Here is a 14,993-nt window from a genome sequence, read left to right on the forward strand (position 1 = left end):
GCCTTGCGGACGCGTGCTGTCTGCCTCATTTTCTTGAGCCGATCTTGCGTTGACACTGTCCGGGTCTTGAGGCTCCGGGGTGAGACTGTGATCGGCGGCCGTGCAGCAGCGTCGCGGCCGGCGTGTAGCACCAATGATTCTTGGGGAAGGATCTGTGATGGCTGGAAGCAATGTCGAGACGTTCTACGAAGACCTGTTGTGGAAAACCCGCCGCGAAGGGAGCGCTCAATCCCTTGTGGTGAGCACGAATCAGTCCGAGGCGCTGGACGCCGGACGACGAGCCGCTGTGCGCGACAGGGTCGACCACCTCATCCGCGACGTCGACGGCACACTCCTGTGTCAAAACAGCTACCGCGACCTTCCAAACCGCTACTAGCGCCGACCGGGACCGGGCGTGGCCGGCGTGTCGGGACGCCCTGCGAACTGGGTCCCGGCCCCCGGCTTCTTGGCAGATATGATTTCCCTCAATCACTTGCATTTTCCAAGGGGGAGACATGGAAGGTACCGTGCGGCACGACCCCAGGACGCGTCGTGGCTGGATCTGGCCTATTGTCGCCGGATTCGCTGTCTCGGTTACCGGCATCATCGTCGGTCTGCAGAAGGTGGGCCCCCTTTGTGGCAGCCCGTTGATTCCCCCAAGCCGTCAGGCTGAAATTTTCGACGCGCTTCGAAGCGGCTCACGGATGGCCGGTGAGTGCTACCGGAAAATCGATGAGGCCGCGGCTCCGGTCTGGATGCTGATCGCCGCGGGCATCATTATGGTCCTGACCGCAGTGATCATTCGGGTTGTCGCGATCAACCGGTACACGGCCGCCTCTGCCGTTCCGTCGGTGGCGTCACAGATCGAGGACCTGGAGCGCCGGTACCGTGATGGCCTGATCAGCACCGAGGAGTTCGACCGCAAGCGGGCCCGGCTGCTCAACCAGCTTTAAGAAGCAACGCCTAAGGAAGCCGCGTCGGCCGCAGCAGGGCAGGCGCGCCGGCGCTTCCGGGGTCGAGCGGCACTGGGCTGATGAGCACGGCCGGCCCGCGGTGCAGGATGCCGTCCGAAAGGGGCTGACAGCGGACGCCTCCCCGCCCGCGCAGGGCCTTGTGGGCGCCGGGGGCGAGCATCTGATCCATCCAGGCGCAGGGGTGGGCAGGACGTCCGGCCCTTAGCCGCAGCAGGTCACCGCGCGATTCCAGCACGAACTCCTTGCCAAGCAGCGGAGCCAGGTGGGCGCCTCTGAGGACTACGTTGCGTCGCGTCAGCAGCGGGTCGAATGGTGCGACTCCCAGTTCCGTGGCCATGGCATCGAGGGCTTCGGCCGCGATCAGGGTTACCGCTGCGTCCATATGCGCGGCCTTGCCGAAGAACCGATCACCGACTATGCCCTTGCCGGCTACCAGCTCCACCCGGTCGGCGTCGGTTGTGGGGACGTCTGCGGCACCCTCGCGTGCACGGCCAAAGTACGCGTGCGCCGGCGACACCAGCAGGTGCAGGATCTCCAGGTCGTACCTGTGGGTGACTGTCATACAACTATCCTCCCCAATATGGGGGATTTGTGGGTGCCCGGGCATCGTCGGCTTAGAATCGACAGTAGTCAACCACTGAGGGAATCATGAAGAAACTCACCACCGCCCTGCTGGCCGCCGGGCTTCTACTGTCCGCTTCCGCCTGCGCCTCGCCGCAGCTTTCGACGGCGGAAACCTGCGACCGGGTCAGGACTGTAGTTTCCAGCCCCACGGGAAACATGGGCAAGACCGGCATGATCAAGCTTGCCAACCAGATCCGGCCGATCGAGGCCGTGTCCTCGAACGACCTCAAGCCGGCCCTGCAGGCAATCCTGGAGTACGCGGACGAGTCCGTGAAAGAGCACCCTGACAACGCGAAGCTCGCGCAGCTTACTGCCGCGTACCAGGAAGCGGGCAGCACGTACAGCAGATTCTGCAGCTGATTTCTGGGGCTGATTTCTGGGGGCCGGTGCTGCTGGCCCAGCGTGCTTAGGCTGAGACGCTCAAGGCTGCGTTGGCGTCCTTCAGAACCTCGGCAGCCCTGCTGCTGAGCCGGCAGACGCGCCCCGGCTGGTGTTCGGCTCGGCCGAGGAGTTCCTGCACGAACAGCTGCTGCCCACCTACGTCCCGGACGTCGATGACCGCAGCGCCAAGTGGTGCATGCTTAGATCACCAGAAGCGGTACGAACTGGCATCTGACCTTCAAGACGCAAATCAGGAAACTGGACGTTATGCTCCAAGCCCCGGACGGGTCGGAACTAATCTCGCCGAGTCTGAACATGGGCTTTCCCGCTCAACTCTTAGGCGTGCTCTCGCAAGAATGAGCCAGTTATGGAAGGGCCAGCCTCTAGACGGCGTTGAGGCTGATTCGCCTCGAACCATATGGCCCGTCCTCTAAGTGCATGAAAGCAAACGGGGTGCCCGACATTCGATACAGCATCTTGCTGGCCTGCCAGACGGTAAGGCGGAGGTCATCGTAGCCTTCCAGCTTTATATGCACCGTCTCAATACGGGGCTCATTCAGGGCCGACGATATAGAAAAGGAGTACGCACGGTTCGGAAATAGCTGCCAGATATGGGCGTGAAGGTCAGGCAGAAGGCGAAGAAGCTCGACAGCGTTACGACTAACGCCGCGGCCATCCCAAAGTTGTATGAGACAGAACCTTTGTGTCTGGTGGAACTTCCGGAGGTTTTTCCTATCTTTCAGGCCCTGGAAGAAGACGAAAGCCTTGGACAGAGCAAGGATGAGGAGAGACGCCCAGACGTTCTGGATCACGCTCTCCATGAAGGGGCCGATTGCGCTGCCTGTGCCAGGGATGTCAACGGGACTCGACTTGAGCCCTGCGCGCCGGAGCCAATCGTGCACTTCTTGGCGGATGTCTTGCGCCAAGGACTCATCATCGTGGCCGCCGTCGATAACGCCAACGCCAATAGTGCCGGCTTGCGATGATGATCTCTCAGGGTCAGCCATAGCCCGACCATACCCTTCTGTACTAATGCGGCTGGCTGCGGGGCATGCCGCCTGCCGCTTCCGCGCTCCAACAGAAGGCCAGGATGGCGTAGCCAGCCTGACGAAACGATGATTATCGGCGTGGTAAATAAGCCAACCACGGGACGGCTACGATCAGCGCTATCCCTGCGTTTCCTGACAATGACGCGCACAAACCGTGCGCGCGTGGCCAACGTTGACGTATGCGTACTGCTGTGCGGTCGGGAAGACGAGGTGGTCACCCGCGCGGAGCTCGGTATCGCCGTCTTCCGTCACGCATGAGAGCCTTCCGCGAACCTCCGTTTCATCGCGGCGATTCAGCAGGCAGCGGAACTTCCGAAAGTAATTAGCAAGTACACTTACTATTTAATAGTAACCATGCTTACTATTATCTGGCGTGCTGGTTCATCAACAGCAGCTACCCCTGAACAGGAAAGAGAGCAATGATGACCGAGAACCAATGGCCGCAGACATCTGATCCCTACGCAGCTGACCCTTACGGCACGCCAGGAACAGCGACCTCATCCACGGCGAAGGGTGGGGTCACCACTAAGAAGGACGCTGTGAAGGAAGAAGCGTCGAACATGGCCGGGAAGACAGCAGGCGCAGCCCAGGGCGTGGCTGAGACTGCCAAGGCCGAGGTCGCGAACGTCGCCTCCGAGGCGAAGACCAGCGCCAAGGATCTTCTGCACCAGGCGAAGACGGGCATGACGGACCAGGCGGGGGCCCAGCAGCAGAAGGCCGTCGAAGGGATCCGCACGGTCTCCTCGCAGCTGCGCACTATGGCCGACGCTCCTGAGCAGCAGGGTGTCGCGTCCGATCTGATCCGCCAGGCCGCGGAGCGTTCCGAATCCGTCGCGTCCTGGCTGGAGAACCGGGACCCGGGTTCCCTGCTGGGTGAGGTTAAGTCCTTTGCCCGCCAACGGCCAGGGGCGTTCCTGCTGATCGCGGCCGGTGCCGGTCTGCTCGCCGGACGGCTGGGCCGCAGTCTTCAGGCCGGCGCCCCGTCAGCCACGGCAACGGCAGGCGGCGCCGCTGCGCCGCAGGCGGCCCGGACCCTGGCTCCTGAGAGCACCCTCGCCTCGGGGATGGGTGAGCCCTTCTACGAGGAAACCACCACCGGTGTATCTGCCTACGGGGAAACCGCGTACGGGGAACCCACCATCCAAGGCACGCGTGGGACCCCGGCACAGACCCCGCCGGGAAGTTCCACTGCAGGCGTGCCGCTGCGCGATATTGAGGACCAGTACGCAGAGGGTGAAGGGCGCCAGCTGTGAGCAGCCAAATACCGGAGCCTCCTCCCACAGCCGCGCATGCGAAGGCAGACACCAATTCCCTTGGCGAGCTCCTGGGGGATGTCACCCGGGACCTGTCCACCCTTATGCGCCAGGAACTGGAGCTGGCCAAGGCGGAAGCGAAGCAGTCGGCCACGAAGGCTGGCAAGGGCGGCGGCATGCTCGCCGGCGCCGGCGTCGCGGGCCACTTCGTTCTCCTGTTCCTCTCCATCGCCCTCTGGTACGCGCTGGGCGAGCTGATGGGCCTGGGCTGGTCCGCCGTCGTCGTGGCCGTGATCTGGGGCATCATCGCCGCGGTACTTGCCTCGATTGGCCGCAAGGAACTCAACAAGATCAAGGGCATGCCCCAGACCGCTGAAACACTCCAGGAAATCCCACCGACCCTCAAACCCAATGGAGAGAACCGATGAGTGAAAATCCGGACGCCATCCGCGCCGACATCGAAGCAACCCGTGCCCGCCTGGGCACGAACGTGGACGCCGTGGCCGACAAGGTCACGCCCTCGAACATCGTGAACCGCCAGACCGAGAAGGCCAAGGACAAGGTCAGGAACGCTGTCTTCGGAGTGAAGGAGAAAGTCATGGGAGCAGCGGACACCGCCACGTCCAAGGTCTCCTCCGCCACCGGCAGCGCAGGTTCCACCATGGGTGATGCCGGATCCACCATCGGCTCCACGCTCAGTGACGCAGGTTCAGCCATCGCCGACGCACCGCACCAAGCGGCTGCCAAGGCCCAGGGCAACCCCCTGGCCGCAGGGCTGATCGCCTTCGGCGCCGGACTGCTCGTCTCCTCCCTGATCCCGCCCAGCCAGAAGGAACGCGAAGCAGCCCAGACCCTCAAGAGCGCGGCCGAACCCGTCACCACCCAGCTCACCGACGCCGCCAAGGACATGGCCCAGGGCTTGAAGGAACCCGCCCAGGAAGCCATGGAAAACGTCAAGGCCACCGCCACCGACGCCGTCCAGAACGTCAAAGACGAAGGCCAAACCGCAGTTTCTGACGTCAAGTCCAGCGCCTCGGACGCCAAGGACCACGTCCAGAACACGTGAACAGCCCGGACCAGTTCCCTGCGCCGCCCCGCAGGGAACACCCCGGCCGAGGGCTTGCCCGTTCGGCGGGCCCGGATGACTGGCCGATACACCGGCTCCTGAGCATTGCCGCACGCCTGGACGAACGGTGGATCAACCGTCACCTCACACAACTCGGTCTGACCAAGAGCGCCCTCGATGTGCTGGAAGCCGTCGCCGAGCTCCAACCGGCCAACGTCTCAGACCTGGCCGCGCTGCTCTGCATCAGTAAACAAAGCCTCGGCAGCACGGTCCGGCGCCTGCAGGGTCTTGGCTTCCTCGTCAGGGAGCACGGTAACGACCGCCGGAACGCCGACATTCGGCTCACCGAGCGCGGCGAGTCGGCGCTGCAGGCCGCGGAAGATCTCCTGCACCAGCTGCCGCATACCGGTCTGGAGGCTGAGAACACGCTCCGCGGACAGCTGGAACACCACATCCATGCGCTCAGGCAGTACGAAGCGCACCACCTGTTCCCATAACCACGAAGGAGTCCACCATTATGATGACCACCAACCGCGCAACCGCCCCCAAGACCAGACTCCAGACAGCATCCCAGGCCGTCGGGGCAGTCTTCCTGCTCGTCGGCATCCTGGGATTCATCCCCGGCATCACGAGCAACTACGACTCCCTGGGATTCGCAGGACACGGATCCGAAGCCCTCCTGCTCGGCATCTTCCAGGTTTCCGTGCTGCACAACATCGTCCACCTGCTCTTCGGCGCCGCAGGTATCCTCATGGCCCGCACGCACAGCCAGGCCAGGAACTTCCTCCTCTACGGCGGCATCATCTACCTGGTCCTTTGGCTCTACGGGCTGCTCATCGGCCACGACACACCTGCGAACTTCGTCCCGGTCAACAGCGCCGACAACTGGCTGCACCTCGTCCTCGGCCTCGGCATGATCGCCTTGGCGGTACTCCTGTCCCGGAACACCGCAACCCGCCGCTGACGACCACCACAGCCACCTATCGCTCATCCCGACAACCTGCCGTTGTAGCCGGCGGTCCGGGTGGAGTACCAGCCAGGGCAGCATCGCAAAGGGCGGATGTCCCGACCCCGGACACATTCATTGCCCTGACCCGCCACCCACCCACCATCACCGTCACATCGAAAGGCCGCTGATGCTTTTCATCTTCGGACTAAGTACCAAACTCAAGGCACTACCCTCCCGAGCCGCAACATGCCGGTACTGCAGGGCTTTCGTTCAGCACTACCTCGAAGAGCGTGCCGCCAGGATCACACTCTTTTTCATCCCCGTCTTCACCACCTCCAGGTCGTACCGCATCACCTGCTCAAACTGCGGGCAACACTCCTCCATCAGCAAACGCGAGGCAAACGCGCTAAGCCGGTAAACAACACGGTTCCCGTTTCTGCCCCAAGGGAAAAGCATTGGTCCGGTGGCGGACTCAGTTTCCCAGGTCTCGGCTTACGAGACATGCAAACTAGCGTCACTGGGAACAGGCGTAGTGTGGCCGACCCTCATATCCGGTGGAAGCACACACGAGAAACGCCAGCTCAAAGGCCAGATCCTGGCGCGGCGTGGGCCTTGCCGGCTATGCCTTCGAACTCAGCGTGGTTGCGCGGGCAGGGCCGTAATGAGTCGTTGGCCAACCCTTTGCGGCTCACAACGTCTCTGGCCGGGACGCGCTGGTGGAGCCGGAGCTGGGTCATCAGGGCGCTGCCCCTGCGGTAATCAAGGGGTCAGAGGTCTGCTGCCCGCGCCTCCAGGACGGCCCGGGTGCGGTCGTTCCTGGCGAAAGCGGCCGCCGTCGTGAATTCCGCGCGGGCTTCGTCGGTCCGCCCCAGCCGAACGAGCAGTTCGGCGCGGACGCTGGGCAGCAGATGCCCTCCGCGCAGGGCGCCGTCCGAGGCGAGGCGGTCAACGATGGCCAAGGCGGCGGCAGGACCCGTCGCCATGGACACGGCCACGGCCCGATTGAGTTCCACGACGGGGCTCGGCGCCACACGGCCGAGCACCTCATAGAGCAAGACAATGCGCGCCCAGTCCGTCTCCTCAATGCTCGGCGCCACCGCATGGCATTCGGCGATGGCGGCCTGCAGGGCATAGCTGCGGCGGCCCCGCCCGAACTCGTCGGCCCGGGCCAGGGCTGCACGGCCCCGCCCGATCTGGCTACGGTCCCAGCGGGTGCGGTCCTGGTCCGCCAGCAGGATGGGCGTGCCGTCGGGCCGGGTGCGGGCGGCGAAGCGTGAAGCCTGGAACTCCATGAGTGCCACGAGCGCATGGGCTTCGGGCTCGCGTGGAACCAGCCCGGCGAGAACGCGCCCTATCCGCAAGGCCTCGTTCGCCAGATCGGGGCGGATCCACCGGTCTCCGGACGTGGCCGAATAGCCCTCGGTGAACATGAGGTAGACGACCCCCAGGACCGCGCCCAGTCTCCCGCCCCACTCGTGTGGTTCGGGGACCTCGAAGGGCACGTGTGCTGCGGCCAGGGTTTTCTTGGCCCGCACAATCCGCTGCTGCACGGTGGCGACCGGAACGAGGAACAACCGGGCGATCTCGTCCGTCGTCAGGCCGCCCACCGCCCGCAGCGTCAGCGACATTTGCGCTTCGCGGGAGAGGACGGGATGGCATGCCGTGAAGACGAGCCGCAGCACGTCGTCGTCCACCGGCTCCCATGACAGGTCTTCCGCGTCCGAGAGTCCGTGGGCAATGGTGCGGTAGCGCTCATCCAGCATCTCGGCCCGCCGCCAGGCGTCGACCGCCTTGCGTTTGGCGACGGCGGTGAGCCAGGCGGCGGGATTCCGCGGGACGCCGGTCCCCGGCCACTGGGCCAGGGCATCGGCCACGGCCTCCTGGGCCAGATCCTCGGCAAGACCGAAATCCCGGGTGGCCCTGGCGAGGGCCGCGATGATGCGGGGGCCTTCGATGCGCCACAGCGCATCGATCCGGCGGCGGACTGCCGCGCCCGCCGCCTCGATCGCGGCTTCCTCATTCACCGGGGCCTCCTGGCTCACTCCCGCTTCACCGGTCGGATCAGGCCTGGCCCAGCTCCTCGCGCCAGAGCGCCTCCTTCTGGATGTACTCGTTGTCCTCGAAGTCAGCGAAGTCCTCGGCTTCTGCGACGCGGCGGACCTCCAGCTTCGAGCCCGGTCCGAGCGGGCAGCGGCTTGCCCATTCGGCGGCCTCCTCCTTGGATGCGACCTGGACGATCCAGAACCCGTTGAACAGCTCATGCGTTTCGCCGTAGGGGCCGTCCGTGACCACGGGGGGTTCCTCGGAGAAGTCAACCACGAAGGCGGAACCCTCTGAAAGGTCGGCGAGGCCCTCGCCGGCCAGCATGACACCGGCCTTGATGAGTGATTCGTTATAAGCGCCCATCTTGTTGAGGATCTCCTCGAAGGGGACCTTCTTCGATTCCTCAATTGCCTCGTCGGTGGCGCGCATGATGAACATGTACTTCATGGGATTTCTCCTTTGACTGGATGAGGACGCCGTGTGCGTCCTTCTACTATCCCGTCGAACGGGGGTGCCAGGAATCGACACGCGCATGAAAAGTTTTTTGAAGTCTAGGCGCAGGACGTCACTACACAGCCGGCACGGCGACAGATTCCCCAGACGCGGCGGGCACTATACCGACGGACCCCCGCTGGATCAGCTTCGCATTGAACTCCGGGGCAGGGGCCACGGGCGAGCGGCCCTCGATTTGCCGGATCAGGGCAGCCGCCGCCGCCGCACCCATCTCATAAACGGGCTGCGCCACAACCGTCAGGGGCGGCGTGGTGAGGCGCGTCCAGGCGAAATCGTCGTACATCATGAACGAGACATCGCCAGGCACAGCCAGTCCCAGTTGCTGGATGGCCTCCAGGACGCTCAGTGCGATCAGTCCGTCCGAAGCGACGACGGCGGTGGCCGCGTCGTCGCCGAGGAGGACCTCGCGGGTGAGGTTCCGGATGGATTCGGCGGCGCCGGCGTTGAGCCGTACCAGGTCTTCCGGAAACGGGCAGCCGGCATCGGCAAAGGCCCGCCGCATCCCGTCCAGGCGATCTGCGATCTGGGAGGAGTCCAACCGCATGTCCGGGCTGTAGGCGGCGTCGGTGCGCAGGGTTGAGATGAAGGCGATCCTTCGGTGCCCGGCATCAAGGAGGTGGCGGGTGGACTCGTACGCGATGGGTGCCATATCGACGGCGACCGTCTGCACATCGAGGCCCTCCGCGGCTCGGTCCAGCAGAACCAGTGGCCGGCCGGAATCGCGGACGCGCCGCAGATGTTGGGTTTCCACAGAGGACGCCGGGGCAATGATGAGGCCATCGACCCGCTTGTCCAGGAGCACCCGCACGGCGTCCACTTCCGCGGCCGTGTTCTCGTCCGTGTTGATCAGGATGACGTTGAACCCGCTCTTCTTGGCGGTGTCCGTGATGCCCCTGGTGGCGAGTCCGAAGTGGGGGTTTTCGATGTCGCCCACCACCACCCCGATGGTGTGGGATTTTCCCGTATTCATGCTGCGGGCCAGTTCGTTGGGCCGGTACTCCAGCTCTTCCGCGGCCGCGAGGACCCGCTCACGCACGTCCTCGCTAACGGCCCCGTAGTTGCCCAGGGCCCGGGCGGCCTGGGCCTTGGATACCTGGGCAGCTCTTGCGACGTCGGCGACTGTTACGTCCCGCCGTCTGGCTCCGTCACTGCTCATGTTCACCTTTCCAAGGAGGGCTGTTGACGCGGCTTGTGAGTTCCGCTACATTTTCATTCAATCGATGTGAGTCCGGTCTCAATCGTAGGGACTGAGACCGGACTCAGCAAGACCTTCATCGACCAAATCCTTTGGCGGCCCTGACAGCACCGCTTTCCCTCCCACGATTGGACAAACGCTGTGATCAAATTGAACTTCCGCCCGGCAGCCGTTGCTGCGGCAGCCCTGGCGGCGATCCTCGCCCTTTCCGGCTGCGGCGGATCATCATCGGCCAATTCGACTCCTGCCGAGAACCCGTACGGCCTGATCGAACCGGGCACCATCCGGGTGGCAAGCTTGGGCGATTCGAAGCCGTATACCTTCACTGACGCGCAGGGTAACTTCACCGGTTTCGACGTCGAACTCTTCAAGGACGTGGCCCACCGTGCAGGCGTAGACAACGTGGTCTTCACCGGCCAGGACTTTTCCGGACTGCTTGCCGCTGTGGCCAACGGCCAGTTCGACGTCGGCGTGGCCGCGATCGGCATCACGGACAAGCGCAAGGAAACCGTCGACTTCTCCGAGGGCTACCTTGCGGGATACCTGACGGTCATCACCACCAAGACCTCGGGCATCAAGGACGCTGACGGTCTTTCCGGCAAGCGCCTGGGCGTGGTCCAGGGAACGCTGCAGGAAGCCTACGCGGTGAAGAACTTCACGTCGGCAAACCTGGTGCGCTTCCCTGACAACAACACCGCCATCTCCGCCGTGAACAGCGGCTCCGTGGACGCCCACTTCCTGGACTACGAGGCAGCCAAGGCGTACCAGGAGCAGTATGGCCTGGTCAGCGCCGCAGACATCCCGTCCTTCGACGCCCCTGCGGGTTTTGCCGTGGCCAAGGGCAAGACCGCCCTCAAGGAGGCGCTGAACAAGGGCCTCGCGGAAGCGATGGAGGACGGAACCTGGAAGAAGCTCTACCAGAAGTGGTTCCCCGGTTCGCCGATGCCGGAGCAGTACCTGCCGAAGGCCGAGCAGACCGCGTCCCCGGCCCCCAGCAAGTAGCCCCCAAAGGCAACCAAGCCAACCGGCTTTCCGGGCGGGCCGCCCTGCGCGGCCCGCCCGGGACCCCTAAGCGAACTACGTCTGAGAGCAACCATGGACTGGCTCAACACCATCATCCGAACTTTCTTTGACTTCGGCGCAATGGCCGAAGTGCTGCCCCAGCTACTGGGCGTGGGCCTCCTCAATACCCTGATCATCTCCATCGCCGCCACCGTTCTGGGTGTGGTGCTGGGCATGGTGATCGCCATTATGGGCATCTCGCCGTCCAAGTGGCTGAGGGTTCCGGCCCGGATTTACACTGACCTCTTCCGGGGCCTTCCCGCAATCCTCACCATCCTGCTGATCGGACAGGGCTTCGCGAGGTTCAGCCAGTCCGTCTTCGGACCGTCGCCTTACCCCCTCGGCATCATCGCACTGAGCCTTATCGCCAGCGCTTACATCGGCGAGATCTTCCGCGCCGGCATCCTCAGCGTGGACAAGGGGCAGGGCGAGGCCTGCCGCGCGCTGGGCATGAGCTACGCCAAATCCATGGCCCTGGTGGTGGTGCCGCAAGGCATCCGCCGCGTGCTGCCCGCCCTGGTGAACCAGTTCATCGCCATCGTCAAGGACTCTTCCCTGGTCTACTTCCTGGGCCTGCTGGTCAGCGAACGTGAACTGTTCCGGGTTGGCCAGGACGCCGCCGTGCTGTCCGGCAACCTCTCGCCGCTGGTCATGGCCGGCATCTTCTACCTGGTGATCACGGTGCCGCTGACCCACCTGGTGAACTACTTCGACAACAGGTTCCGCACCGGCCGCCGCCGGCCGTCTGCACCCAGCAGCGGGCTGAAGGAAGTCAAGGAACTCGACGCGGCCTCGCCGCTGATTACCGGGAGCAACACATGAGCCTCGCAAGCAACACGGCCAACACTGCCGCGGAAAGCAGCACGTTCCACGGTTCAAGCCTGGAACTGAAGAACCTGACCATGGCTTATGGGGACATTGAGGTGCTCCGCAACGTCAGCCTCACGGTGGCCCCCGGCACCACCACGTGCATCATCGGCCCGTCCGGCTCAGGCAAGTCCACGCTGCTGCGCGGGATCAACCGCCTGCATGAACCCAAAAGCGGCGACGTGCTGCTGGCCGGGGAGAGCGCCCTGAAAGTCAAGCCCGACATCCTTCGGGCCCGCATCGGCATGGTGTTCCAGCACTTCAACCTCTTTCCTGACCACACTGCGCTCGAGAACGTGGCCCTGGCTCTCTGGAGCGTGAAAGGAATGCCTAAGGCCGAGGCAAGGGAACGTGCCCGCAGCCGCCTCGCCGAGGTGGGACTCGCCGAACGCGCCGACCATCGTCCCCGGGACCTCTCGGGCGGACAGCAGCAGCGTGTCGCCATTGCCCGGGCCCTGGCCATGGAACCTGAGGTGATGCTCTTCGACGAGGCCACCAGCGCGCTGGACCCCGAACTGGTCAAGGGCGTGCTGAACCTCATGGCCGGACTGGGCCGCCGCGGGATGACCATGGTGGTGGTTACGCACGAGATGGGCTTCGCCCGCAAGGTCGCGGACCAGGTGGTCTTCATGGATGAGGGCGAAGTGGTGGAGGCCGGCACGCCGGCCGAGCTCTTCGACAACCCGCGCAGTGAACGGCTGCAGCGCTTCCTTTCGGAGGTGCTGTGATGCGGACCGTGGCAACGGCACCCATCCGGACGGCCGTCGTCGGCTTTGGCATCTCGGGGAAGGTCTTCCATGCGCCGCTGATCGCAGCCGATCCGGGCTACTCCCTGGACGTGATCGTGACATCGGATCCGGAGCGCGCCGCTGAAGCCGCGCGGCTCTACCCGCGGGCCAGAGTGGTTCCCAAACCCGAGGCGCTGTTCGCCCTCGCCGCCGATCTCGACCTCGTCGTCCTCGGCACTCCGCCGCTCACGCATTTCGACCTCGCGGCCACGGCCATTGCCCACGGCCTCCATGTGGTGGTGGACAAGCCGTTCGTCACAACGGCGGCGCACGGTGAAGAGCTGATCGCCAGGGCGTCCGACGGCGGTGTGCAGCTGACGGTGTTCCAGAACCGGCGGTGGGACGCCGATTTCCTTACGCTCCAGAAGCTCGTACACGAAGGCGCCCTTGGGGAGGTCCGCACTTTCGAGTCGCGCTTCGAGTGGTGGCGGCCGGACGGCTTTGGAAACTGGCGGGACACTGCCGGGTTGACCGAAGGCGGCGGCATCCTCAACGACCTCGGCGCCCACCTGATCGACCAGGCCATCCAGCTGTTCGGCCCCGTTGGGGAAAGCTACGGGGAGACAGCCAACTACGGCCATCCGGATGGTGCCGACACCGAGGCCTTCGTGTCCCTGCGTCACGAATCCGGCGTCCGCTCCAGGCTGTGGATGAACGGCATGGCGGCCCAGGTCGGCCCGCGCTTCCACGTTCTCGGTTCCACGGCCGGCTACACCAAATGGGGCCTGGACAGCCAGGAGGCAGCACTGGCGGCGGGCATGTCGCCGTCGGATCCCGCGTACGGCGCTGACGCCCAGGAGTCTTGGGGGCTTCTGGGAGTGGACGGGTCTGCCGTGCCGGTACCGGCAGCGAAAGGCGGGTACCCCGGTTTCTACGCCGGGCTCGCTGCTTCGCTCCGGGGTGAAGGGCCGCTGCCGGTGGACCCCGCGCAGCCGCTCGAAACCCTCAGAATCATCGAAAAAATCCACGCCTTCGCGTAGCCCGCCCCCAGTTACCTGGCCGCATGGCCAAAGCACCAGAACACAAAGAAAGGGACAACGCATGTCCTCCACCACCAAGCGTGTCGCCGTCATCGGCGGCGGCATCCTGGGCGTCTCCACCGCTGTCCATCTGCTCCGCGAGGGCGCGTCCGTGACGCTGCTGACGGAGCGTGGCCTCGCGAGCGAGGCCACCGGCCGCTCGCTGTCCTGGCTCAATTCGGCGGGCGAGCGGTCAACGCCGTACCACCTGCTGCGCCTCGCGGGTATTGACCGGTACCGCACGCTCTTCGCCGCAGATCCCCACCGCGAGTGGCTGCAGTTCGGCGGCGGCCTCATGTGGAACGCGGCCGGGCAGAGGGAGGATACTGAGGCCCGCCACGCGTACGAGAAGTCCGTGGGGTACGACTCAGTGTTGCTGGCACCGGAAGACGTTGCCGCCGCCACGCCCGGCATCGATGCCGGTGCCATTCCGGAGAACGCCATTTTCAACCCGGGCGAGGGCTGGGTCAGCCTGCCGGCCCTCGTGGAATTCCTGATGGAGGAGTTCCACGATCGCGGCGGCAAGCTGGTGGTGAATGCCGGCAAGGCCTCCGTCGTGACCGACGGTGGCCGCGCCGTCGGCGTCGAAACGGCGGCGGGCGAGACGTACGACGCCGACGCTGTGCTGGTGGCGTGCGGAGCGGCGACACCCGCCGTCGTCGCGCCCCTGGGCGTGGAGATCCCGAACGGTTCACCGGTGTCCATGCTTGTGGTGACCAAGCCGGTGGACCACGACGTGCGGGCTGTGATGAACACGCCGCGTGCCGCCGTGCGGCCCAACCCGGGCGGCACCTTTGCGCTGGACCACGACTGGTACGAAGAGCACATCACCGGGCACGCGGACGGCACTTTCAGCATCCCTGATGACGTCGTCCAGGAACTTGCGGATGAAGCATCCAAGCTCATCGCCGGAAACCCCGAGCTGAAGCCGGCGTCGTGGAAGATCGGATACAAGCCCATCCCTGGCGACGGCGAACCTGTCTTCGGCGAACTGGGCCAGGTGCCGGGCTGCTTCGTGGCCTTCACCCATTCCGGTGCCACGCTGGGGCTCATCGCCGGCGAGCTGCTCGCGGGGGAGATTCTGACCGGAAACAGGCACCCGATGCTGGCCACATTCCGGCCGGGGCGGTTCTCCTGACCGTATATTCCTGAACCGGAACTGTTGCATGTGAAGAATAGGGCGGCGGCGCCGCCGTCGCCCTATTCTTCGCACGCCAGGTGTACTTTGAGG

General features: G+C 64.8%; 19 protein-coding genes. 14 read left to right on the forward strand and 5 right to left on the reverse strand.

The features are described 5' to 3' along the window. Positions 1-157 precede the first annotated feature (157 nt). The gene (locus ACIP90_RS03630) at positions 158-376 is read left to right on the forward strand and encodes a DUF2188 domain-containing protein (protein ID WP_400577035.1); all 219 of its coding nucleotides are present in this window, start codon (positions 158-160) and stop codon (positions 374-376) included. Between the two features lie 118 nt (positions 377-494). Further along, complete coding sequence (locus ACIP90_RS03635) at positions 495-932, forward strand: SHOCT domain-containing protein (RefSeq protein ID WP_400577038.1); 438 nt, start codon at positions 495-497, stop codon at positions 930-932. 10 nt (positions 933-942) lie between these two features. Here the strand turns inward: ACIP90_RS03635 and ACIP90_RS03640 are convergent, their stop codons facing one another. Beyond that, the gene (locus ACIP90_RS03640) at positions 943-1,515 is read right to left on the reverse strand and encodes an MOSC domain-containing protein (protein ID WP_400577040.1); all 573 of its coding nucleotides are present in this window, start codon (positions 1,513-1,515) and stop codon (positions 943-945) included. 86 nt (positions 1,516-1,601) lie between these two features. On the opposite strand from ACIP90_RS03640, the gene ACIP90_RS03645 reads away from it, so the two are divergent. Then, positions 1,602-1,937, forward strand: a complete 336-nt coding sequence (locus tag ACIP90_RS03645) for a hypothetical protein (protein WP_400577043.1) — start codon at positions 1,602-1,604, stop codon at positions 1,935-1,937. Positions 1,938-2,341: 404 nt separating this feature from the next. On the opposite strand, the gene ACIP90_RS03650 is transcribed toward ACIP90_RS03645, so the two are convergent. After that, positions 2,342-2,965, reverse strand: coding sequence for a hypothetical protein (locus ACIP90_RS03650; RefSeq protein ID WP_400577045.1), 624 nt, complete (start codon positions 2,963-2,965; stop codon positions 2,342-2,344). A 464-nt stretch (positions 2,966-3,429) separates the two neighbouring features. Between ACIP90_RS03650 and ACIP90_RS03655 the strand changes: the two genes are divergently transcribed. From ACIP90_RS03655 to ACIP90_RS03680, 6 genes are all read left to right on the forward strand, one after another. Next, positions 3,430-4,260 carry a hypothetical protein gene (locus ACIP90_RS03655; RefSeq protein ID WP_400577047.1) on the forward strand — a complete coding sequence of 277 codons (831 nt, stop codon included), beginning with the start codon at positions 3,430-3,432 and terminating at the stop codon, positions 4,258-4,260. Continuing rightward, on the forward strand, positions 4,257-4,688 hold the full coding sequence (locus ACIP90_RS03660; RefSeq protein WP_400577050.1) for a phage holin family protein: 432 nt from the start codon (positions 4,257-4,259) through the stop codon (positions 4,686-4,688). The genes ACIP90_RS03655 and ACIP90_RS03660 overlap by 4 nt, the downstream gene beginning before the upstream one ends. Further along, positions 4,685-5,326, forward strand: a complete 642-nt coding sequence (locus ACIP90_RS03665; protein ID WP_400577051.1) for a DUF3618 domain-containing protein — start codon at positions 4,685-4,687, stop codon at positions 5,324-5,326. The genes ACIP90_RS03660 and ACIP90_RS03665 overlap by 4 nt, the downstream gene beginning before the upstream one ends. Beyond that, entirely contained in the window at positions 5,323-5,823 is a 501-nt protein-coding gene (locus ACIP90_RS03670) for a MarR family winged helix-turn-helix transcriptional regulator (RefSeq protein WP_400577053.1), read from the forward strand. Before ACIP90_RS03665 ends, ACIP90_RS03670 begins: the two co-directional genes overlap by 4 nt. Positions 5,824-5,843: 20 nt before the next feature. After that, positions 5,844-6,290: a DUF4383 domain-containing protein gene (locus ACIP90_RS03675; protein WP_400577055.1), complete on the forward strand. Its 447-nt coding sequence runs from the start codon at positions 5,844-5,846 to the stop codon at positions 6,288-6,290. 172 nt (positions 6,291-6,462) lie between these two features. After that, a complete protein-coding gene (locus tag ACIP90_RS03680; RefSeq protein WP_400577058.1) occupies positions 6,463-6,693 on the forward strand; it encodes a zinc-ribbon domain-containing protein in 231 nt (76 codons plus the stop codon). A 349-nt stretch (positions 6,694-7,042) separates the two neighbouring features. Here the strand turns inward: ACIP90_RS03680 and ACIP90_RS03685 are convergent, their stop codons facing one another. The 3 genes from ACIP90_RS03685 to ACIP90_RS03695 form a co-directional block, all read right to left on the reverse strand. Continuing rightward, positions 7,043-8,299 (reverse strand): RNA polymerase sigma factor, encoded by a 1,257-nt coding sequence (locus ACIP90_RS03685; RefSeq protein ID WP_400577059.1) that lies wholly within the window; start codon positions 8,297-8,299, stop codon positions 7,043-7,045. Positions 8,300-8,336: 37 nt separating this feature from the next. Next, positions 8,337-8,765 (reverse strand): YciI family protein, encoded by a 429-nt coding sequence (locus ACIP90_RS03690; protein WP_400577061.1) that lies wholly within the window; start codon positions 8,763-8,765, stop codon positions 8,337-8,339. A 121-nt stretch (positions 8,766-8,886) separates the two neighbouring features. Then, positions 8,887-9,987 carry a LacI family DNA-binding transcriptional regulator gene (locus ACIP90_RS03695; RefSeq protein ID WP_400577063.1) on the reverse strand — a complete coding sequence of 367 codons (1,101 nt, stop codon included), beginning with the start codon at positions 9,985-9,987 and terminating at the stop codon, positions 8,887-8,889. 180 nt (positions 9,988-10,167) lie between these two features. Between ACIP90_RS03695 and ACIP90_RS03700 the strand changes: the two genes are divergently transcribed. The 5 genes from ACIP90_RS03700 to ACIP90_RS03720 all read left to right on the forward strand — a co-directional run bounded on the left by ACIP90_RS03700 (position 10,168) and on the right by ACIP90_RS03720 (position 14,900). Next, positions 10,168-11,028, forward strand: a complete 861-nt coding sequence (locus tag ACIP90_RS03700; RefSeq protein ID WP_400577066.1) for an ABC transporter substrate-binding protein — start codon at positions 10,168-10,170, stop codon at positions 11,026-11,028. 93 nt (positions 11,029-11,121) lie between these two features. Beyond that, complete coding sequence (locus ACIP90_RS03705; RefSeq protein ID WP_400577068.1) at positions 11,122-11,910, forward strand: amino acid ABC transporter permease; 789 nt, start codon at positions 11,122-11,124, stop codon at positions 11,908-11,910. Further along, entirely contained in the window at positions 11,907-12,683 is a 777-nt protein-coding gene (locus ACIP90_RS03710) for an amino acid ABC transporter ATP-binding protein (RefSeq protein WP_400577070.1), read from the forward strand. The genes ACIP90_RS03705 and ACIP90_RS03710 overlap by 4 nt, the downstream gene beginning before the upstream one ends. After that, a complete protein-coding gene (locus ACIP90_RS03715) occupies positions 12,683-13,723 on the forward strand; it encodes a Gfo/Idh/MocA family oxidoreductase (protein ID WP_400577071.1) in 1,041 nt (346 codons plus the stop codon). The genes ACIP90_RS03710 and ACIP90_RS03715 overlap by 1 nt, the downstream gene beginning before the upstream one ends. Positions 13,724-13,784: 61 nt before the next feature. Then, entirely contained in the window at positions 13,785-14,900 is a 1,116-nt protein-coding gene (locus ACIP90_RS03720; protein ID WP_400577072.1) for an NAD(P)/FAD-dependent oxidoreductase, read from the forward strand. The last annotated feature ends 93 nt before the right edge of the window (positions 14,901-14,993 follow it).

Origin of the sequence: Arthrobacter sp. NPDC093139 (genome assembly GCF_044754165.1) — a bacterium.
Taxonomy (GTDB): domain Bacteria; phylum Actinomycetota; class Actinomycetes; order Actinomycetales; family Micrococcaceae; genus Arthrobacter.

What these genes read in the sequence shown, in the direction of transcription:
- ACIP90_RS03630 (WP_400577035.1), top strand. Translation starts at nt 158, where the DNA reads ATGGCTGGAAGCAATGTCGAGACGTTCTACGAAGACCTGTTGTGGAAA.
- ACIP90_RS03635 (WP_400577038.1), top strand. Translation starts at nt 495, where the DNA reads ATGGAAGGTACCGTGCGGCACGACCCCAGGACGCGTCGTGGCTGGATC.
- ACIP90_RS03640 (WP_400577040.1), bottom strand. Translation starts at nt 1,515, where the DNA reads ATGACAGTCACCCACAGGTACGACCTGGAGATCCTGCACCTGCTGGTG.
- ACIP90_RS03645 (WP_400577043.1), top strand. Translation starts at nt 1,602, where the DNA reads ATGAAGAAACTCACCACCGCCCTGCTGGCCGCCGGGCTTCTACTGTCC.
- ACIP90_RS03650 (WP_400577045.1), bottom strand. Translation starts at nt 2,965, where the DNA reads ATGGCTGACCCTGAGAGATCATCATCGCAAGCCGGCACTATTGGCGTT.
- ACIP90_RS03655 (WP_400577047.1), top strand. Translation starts at nt 3,430, where the DNA reads ATGACCGAGAACCAATGGCCGCAGACATCTGATCCCTACGCAGCTGAC.
- ACIP90_RS03665 (WP_400577051.1), top strand. Translation starts at nt 4,685, where the DNA reads ATGAGTGAAAATCCGGACGCCATCCGCGCCGACATCGAAGCAACCCGT.
- ACIP90_RS03675 (WP_400577055.1), top strand. Translation starts at nt 5,844, where the DNA reads ATGATGACCACCAACCGCGCAACCGCCCCCAAGACCAGACTCCAGACA.
- ACIP90_RS03680 (WP_400577058.1), top strand. Translation starts at nt 6,463, where the DNA reads ATGCTTTTCATCTTCGGACTAAGTACCAAACTCAAGGCACTACCCTCC.
- ACIP90_RS03690 (WP_400577061.1), bottom strand. Translation starts at nt 8,765, where the DNA reads ATGAAGTACATGTTCATCATGCGCGCCACCGACGAGGCAATTGAGGAA.
- ACIP90_RS03695 (WP_400577063.1), bottom strand. Translation starts at nt 9,987, where the DNA reads ATGAGCAGTGACGGAGCCAGACGGCGGGACGTAACAGTCGCCGACGTC.
- ACIP90_RS03705 (WP_400577068.1), top strand. Translation starts at nt 11,122, where the DNA reads ATGGACTGGCTCAACACCATCATCCGAACTTTCTTTGACTTCGGCGCA.
- ACIP90_RS03710 (WP_400577070.1), top strand. Translation starts at nt 11,907, where the DNA reads ATGAGCCTCGCAAGCAACACGGCCAACACTGCCGCGGAAAGCAGCACG.
- ACIP90_RS03715 (WP_400577071.1), top strand. Translation starts at nt 12,683, where the DNA reads ATGCGGACCGTGGCAACGGCACCCATCCGGACGGCCGTCGTCGGCTTT.
- ACIP90_RS03720 (WP_400577072.1), top strand. Translation starts at nt 13,785, where the DNA reads ATGTCCTCCACCACCAAGCGTGTCGCCGTCATCGGCGGCGGCATCCTG.